The following is a 6,689-nucleotide window of genomic DNA, read 5'->3' on the forward strand; positions in this document are numbered from 1 at the left end:
AGAAAATATTGAATAAAAACTACCTACAACAATGTATAACCGCAATTACGGCGGATTCGACTACGTCCGAATCCACTCGGAATTGCTAACGCCAGTTCTTAACCGAAAATTATTAACTTTAATCCCGTAACTGACGGTTATACGAGACCGTTGTAAAGCATTTGAAAATTAATGAAAGATATAATAAAATCGTTTTTTGAAGCATCGAGGGATAGAATAAAAAATCCACTTATTGGGACTTTCATTATTTCTTGGATTGCTATTAATTGGCGTCCAATAATGATTCTAATTTTTTCAGAAAAAACAATTGAAAAAGGATAGAACACATCGTGTCAAATTATTCGTCAGTTTACAACTATTTAATTGTACCACTTGTTGTTGCTCTGATTTATGTAATAATTCTACCTTATTTTATGTGGGCAGTTGATGAATTGGTGAGGAAATCGACAATTGGAAGAAAGAAAAACGTATTAAAACAAATAATTTTTGACTATGAGGGAAAACAAGAAATTGCAATCGAAGAAAGTAAATTAGAAGACTTAAAAGCAAGTTACAGAGATAAAGCTGATTTCAACAACCAATTAGAACAGTTAAGAACGCAACTAGATGAAAGAGAAGAATCACTAAAAAAACAATTAGAACAAATAGATAATTTAAAACAAGAAAACAATTCTCTTAAAGATTTGGTATCCGATTACAATTCTGATAATTCAAAAAATCAATCAGCTGTTTATGATGGACTCTATGAGGAGTTCAAAAAAACTGATATGTATGATTATTTTAGAGATGTTGGAGTGAAAATAAGAAATGAAAGAAGTTTTCCTCACGGAATAAACGAAATAATTAAAGAAAAATTCCTTTTTCAAGGAATAGTAGAAGAAGTAACTAACGAAAGTGAATTCTACTATCGCTTCACATCGAAAGGAATTTACTTTTGGAGGAAATATGTTAATAATATTAGAGTGTCAAAAAATATTAAACCATCAAACGACATAGATGACGATTTACCATTCTAAAAAAACGCTTTACAACAATGGCTATAAATAATTGCTTGTTCTCGCCTACTTCTGAAAATCCTCGCGGATTTTCAGTTTGGTATGTACTTGCAAAATTAATTGCCAACCCACGCAACTACTCATAGCCGAAACCGTTGTATGCAATTTGAGAAATGAATCGATTTCAAGACAAAAATATTACCATCTACCATTTTACCAATGAAATTTTGGTTGAGTGCCCAAAATGTCGAAATCGAGCTATGATTACAAAGGATGAGCCAGAGTCATTCTTTTCGCAAAGAACCTTAAAATGCCCGAATTGTTTTCATTCAGAAAAAGGCAGAAAAGAAACATATTCGGTAGAACTTAATTGTCATTGTTCTCATTGCGCAACAGAGATAAACATAAACATTCCGAATGTTAATGAGAAAAAAGAGACCATCGCAATTAAGTGTCCTAACTGTGGAGAAACGGAAAATTACAAACCAAGAAATATTGAACGACAATGGACATATCTCGAAACTGGAAAACCATCCGACAGTTATTTTGGTTTACCATTGTGGCTGACTCAAAATTTCAGAGGAAATAACTTTTGGGCTTTCAATCATGACCATTTGGAATATTTAAAGGATTACATTTCAGCAGACTTGAGAGAAAAAAATGGAAGAACTCACTGGACATTGGTCGAAAAGTTACCTCACTGGATAAAATCTGGAAAAAATCGAGAGAAAATACTGAAATTAATAAGTGAATTAGAAAAAAAATAAAAACTGCATACAACAATGGCTATAAATAATTGCTTGGTTCGTACTTACTCGGAAAATCCTACGGATTTTCCTCTCGTTCGAGAACTTTTACTAAATTAGTAACCAAACCACGCAACTATCCATAGCCGAGACCGTTATGCCACATTTGAGACAAACCTAAATCAATAAATGAATCAACAAGTTTTTTTTGAAAATATAAGGTCTCAAATTATCGAAAACCTGAATGAATGCCAATCTGAACTAAAAATAGCCGTAGCTTGGTTTACCGACAAGCGAATTATAAAAAAGGTTAATGAACTAATCGACAACAACGTAGAGGTTGAAATCATAATATATGATGACCACGTAAACAAAAAAGACCTTTTTAAATCCCTCTATTACAATAGAGCTAAAATCTTTTTGTCTAAAAAATTAATGCACAATAAGTTTTGCGTAATTGACAACAGAACTGTAATTAATGGTTCTTACAACTGGACTTTAAATGCATCGACTAACGAAGAAAACATACAAATAACTTATGACAACTATGATTTTGCAGATAAGTTTATAGTTCAATTTGACAAACTCAAAAAAAACTGTAAACCAATAGACGATTTTTTCGAGTATTCTTTAGAGAGTTTAGAGAATATTGATTGGGAGTTTAGAGATTATTTGTATCAAAAAAGACAAACAGAATTCCCATATTTTTATTCTCTACAAAATTTAGAACTTTCTGAATCCAACAAATTCTTCAAGAGTCTAAAAATTGGGGTTTATTTAATTCAAAATGAGGAAGAGGAAGAAGAGTTCCTGCGAACAAAATACTTTGTCGAATCAAAGCATTCGCTTAATAAAATCAATAAAGTTCTAAACAAAAAGATTTCGTTACCTCAATTTTATGATTTTGTGCCTTCAATAAAAAGTGAGCGAAATGGTGTATTCCCTTTTAATCAAGACACTTACAGAGTTGAAACTTGGAATAGTTATAAGTATGTATTTTTTATAGACAAAGCAAATAACATAATAGGAGATAAAGTTCAGTTCACAGACAAACTTCCAAATGGGCTTTACTTACAGAATTTCTCAAATTTAGGTTCAAAAAAATACATTGTCGATATAAAGCTAAAAAAGTATGAATTGGATATGATTTCTATTGAGTTATACAACGAAATAGGAATTTTTGGAATGAGAAAAAACAAAAGATTTGGAGATGAATATAAATACGGCCTAAAAGACTTTTTAAATAAAACTATCGTTGGTTTCAAGTATGACTATTATGAAATTGATAATGATGATGACAAGGTAAACTTTATTGAATTACCTCATTTCAGAAGAGATACACAAAATAATAGACTCATTTATTTAGACAAAAAAACCAAGAACTTTGAACAAAACGCTTTCAAAAAAACAATATACAACTATAAAAGAAAAACCCTATCAGAAAAACCAGAGTTAATCCTTCCTGAAAATACAGTAAAAGAAGATTTCATTTTCTTAAGTGATGAAAATGAAAAATATTTCAGTTTTTATGTTGCGCTCGCCTACAATAGACATCGATTGTCGTACTTCAAGCCATATGAATTAACCTATTCAGAATTTGAAAATTATAAAAGTCAATTTGCAAGAGGTTATATTAAGTATAAGAACGGATATAGTGGTCAATCTTTTTTAGAGAACATTGACAAAAGATTAAAGGAGAAAGATGATAGGGACAGAATTAACAAAGTTGGAAAGTATAAACAGAAAGAGGGTTGCTATATTGCAACAATGGTATATGGAAATTACAATCATCCAGAAGTATTGGAATTGAGAAAATTCAGAGACATAACACTTAAAAAAAGACTGATTGGCAGAAAGTTTATCAAATTTTATTATAAGCATTCACCGAATTATGTGAGATACGTCGAAAACAAAAGATTATTGAATTTATTCTCGAAACTTATAATTAAAGCAATAGTAATCGGAATAAAAACGTGGCATAACAACGTGTATAGCTCATTGCGGCTGAATTCCTAATCGGAATTCATTGCAATTTTTGCTATCTTTCGGTTACGGCGGAAAATCATAGCTGATTTTCCTCAACGAGCCATACACAAAACCGTTGTAGCACATTTAAGAAAAACGCCATTTATGAAACAAACATTTTACAGTTTAACAGCATTAATTTTGTTCTTTTTAAGTTCTTGTAAAAATGAACCTAAAACAGAAAAACCAAACTTTGACTTTATAAAAACCTATGCTGGAAAAATTGACAACAAATATCCATTACACATAAAATTGAGTTCTGAAAATGGAAAAATCAATGGCACATATTTTTACGACAAAATAGGAACTGATATTGAACTTAATGGAACAATTGAAAACGATAGTACTGTAACATTAAATGAGTTTGACAAAAACGGAAATCAAACTGGATTGTGGAAAGGAAAAATTATTAACGAAAATAAAATCAATGGAGTTTGGAGTAAGCCAAATGGAGATTCTGCAAAAGATTTCACTTTAATACTGACTTCTGACAACTATGAAAGTTCTAAAAAAGCAATATCGGATTCCAAATTTTCTCAATATAACGGAACTTACAACAGCCCTTTTAATGATGGTGGAATTTCGTTCGGTAGACTTACAATTAAATACAATCAAAACAAAGAAATCGAATTTGAAATAACAACAGCTCATCAAAGTGGTTGTTCTGGAGAATTAAAAGGAATTGCCAAAATTGACTCAAACGGAATAGCAAAATACAGTGGTCAAGGTTGTGAAAGTTTAATTTTCAAATTTAAAAACAATGAAATTGATGTAACAGAAAAAAACTGTGACCATCACGGAATGAGGTGCTATTTTAGTGGAAAATATAAAAAATAAAAACGTGCTACAACACCGTGTATAGCTCATTGCGGCTGAATTTTCTTCCGAAAATTCCTTGCAATTTGCTATCTTTCGGCTACGGCGGAAAATCCTCGCGGATTTCCCGCAACGAGCCATACACAAAAACGTTGGCAAACATTTGATGAAACAAACTTATTTACTTTTTTTAATACTGCTGATTTCAATTTATTCTTGCAAAAAAGATAAGCAAACCGAATCTGAATTAATCACTAATAAGTCGAAACAAGACACTACTAAACTCTTCCAAAAAATTAGAATTATTTACGGAGAAGAAAATTTAAACAGTGAAGAATACGAAGCTTATGTTTCAAAAAAGAAGGACACATTCTGGAATCAATGGAAATTCTATAAAAATGGTTCAATCGATAGTACAAAAAGTAAATTTTATAATCTTAATGTTGAGGGTAAAAAAGGAGACTCAATTTTAAAAGGAATGATTAGTTTTTATTCACCAGCAGATAGTATTCCAATGTCAAAGGTTGAGTCACGAGAAGTTACATTTTTGTATCTACAGAGAGAAAATGACTCATTGATATTTAAGGAAATTAAATCTGACCAAAACATCATATACTTTGATTATAGAGATTTGGACAGTTTAAAATTTGTAGGGTATATTTCTGATTTAAGGTTTATTAAAATGGATTCGATGCCTGAAAAATTATTACTGAATAGAAACTACTTTGCGGTTGATAGTGAAGTGTCGACCAATAATACTTTTGTCGAATTATTAAAATAAAAAACGATTTGCCAACAACGTATATAATCCATTGCTAGTGAGAGCCTACTTACGAAAATCCTCGCGGATTTTCTATCTGGTTTTTATTTGTTAACTTCCGGGTTAACACACGCAACGCATCATATACCAGACCGTTGGCAAACATTTAAAAACAAAACGCAAACTGAATTTTGAACAGATGATTTATATTCAATATACTGCTGAACCAAAAATAGAACCGATAAATCCATCGGACGAAGCTGGAGCTTATATAAATTGCTGGATGAATTATTCGGACATTGACAAAGCCAAAATTATTGCGGAAAAAATGATTGACGAATCTGGCTGGATAATAACTTCACTGGATAATGTGGAATTTATTACTCGTGAGTTTTATGAAAATGACACGGACGATTCCCACTCGAAATATTTTGACCAAGCCGAAATAGACAATGAAGTAATCGCAATTTTTAGTTATCCATTAGTAGATGAAGAAGAATAAAAACGATTTGCCAACAATGTATAACCGCAATTACGGCGGATTCGACTACGTCCGAATCCACTCGGAATTGCTAACGTCTGTGCCAAACCGAAAATTAACGCACATTAACCCGTAACTGACGGTTATACGAGACCGTTGTGGTGCATTTGAGAGAAACATTGTGAGTTTAAAAGAAAAATTAGACAAAATAGATTCCGAAATTGAAATCGGATTGAAATTCAAAGCGACTGACAGGTTGCGGAATTTAATACAGGAAAATCCGAATGAAATTGAATTGTGGAATAAACTCGCTGAACTTTATTACGAAAGCGGATTTTTGGACTCTGCTGGAAAATATTGGATTCTGACTGAACCAACTGACGAGCGAATTAAAAAATGCGTTGAGATTTATGAGAAATCGGTAAACTATTCTGGATACCAGATTTTACAAGAGATTGTATTTCGCGGAGACAAATCAAAACTTTCTGAATTTGCACAAAAAAAGTTATCGGAATTAGAATCTGACAGTAAAGAGAAAACAAATTATATCCCGAAGTTCAATCCGAAAACGAATAAACAGAAAAAGAATAATTCTGACCACAAACAAACCTTTAAGGAAAAATTAGGCGGATTTATTTTTTTCTCGATTTTAGCATTCATCGGAATTTTAATAATTATTGGTTTTGTGACTGTAATAAAATGGATATTTTGAGAATAAAAAACGACACCACAACAATGTATAACCGCAATTACGGCGGATTCGACTACGTCCGAATCCACTCGGAATTGCTAACGTCTGTGCTAAACCGAAAATTATTAACTTTAAAACCGTAACTGACGGTTATACGAGACCGTTGCCCACAATA

7 protein-coding genes are annotated in these 6,689 nt (G+C 31.6%); all 7 read left to right on the forward strand.

Features of this window, described 5'->3' with window-relative positions; all coding sequences use genetic code 11:
* Positions 1-413: 413 nt before the first annotated feature.
* The 7 genes from ACN0QX_RS15025 (at position 414) to ACN0QX_RS15055 (ending at position 6,535) form a co-directional block, all read left to right on the forward strand.
* A complete protein-coding gene (locus ACN0QX_RS15025) occupies positions 414-1,016 on the forward strand; it encodes a hypothetical protein (RefSeq protein WP_417198136.1) in 603 nt (200 codons plus the stop codon).
* Between the two features lie 152 nt (positions 1,017-1,168).
* A complete protein-coding gene (locus ACN0QX_RS15030) occupies positions 1,169-1,762 on the forward strand; it encodes a hypothetical protein (protein WP_417198137.1) in 594 nt (197 codons plus the stop codon).
* Between the two features lie 168 nt (positions 1,763-1,930).
* Positions 1,931-3,757 (forward strand): phospholipase D-like domain-containing protein, encoded by a 1,827-nt coding sequence (locus ACN0QX_RS15035; protein WP_417198138.1) that lies wholly within the window; start codon positions 1,931-1,933, stop codon positions 3,755-3,757.
* 114 nt (positions 3,758-3,871) lie between these two features.
* Positions 3,872-4,603, forward strand: a complete 732-nt coding sequence (locus ACN0QX_RS15040) for a hypothetical protein (protein WP_417198139.1) — start codon at positions 3,872-3,874, stop codon at positions 4,601-4,603.
* 145 nt (positions 4,604-4,748) lie between these two features.
* Positions 4,749-5,363 (forward strand): hypothetical protein, encoded by a 615-nt coding sequence (locus ACN0QX_RS15045; protein WP_417198140.1) that lies wholly within the window; start codon positions 4,749-4,751, stop codon positions 5,361-5,363.
* Between the two features lie 262 nt (positions 5,364-5,625).
* Positions 5,626-5,844: a hypothetical protein gene (locus ACN0QX_RS15050; protein ID WP_417198141.1), complete on the forward strand. Its 219-nt coding sequence runs from the start codon at positions 5,626-5,628 to the stop codon at positions 5,842-5,844.
* A gap of 160 nt (positions 5,845-6,004) precedes the next feature.
* Positions 6,005-6,535 (forward strand): DUF6584 family protein, encoded by a 531-nt coding sequence (locus tag ACN0QX_RS15055; protein ID WP_417198142.1) that lies wholly within the window; start codon positions 6,005-6,007, stop codon positions 6,533-6,535.
* Positions 6,536-6,689: the final 154 nt, after the last annotated feature.

Source organism: Bizionia sp. (genome assembly GCF_048259285.1).
GTDB lineage: Bacteria > Bacteroidota > Bacteroidia > Flavobacteriales > Flavobacteriaceae > Algorimicrobium > Algorimicrobium hallyeonense.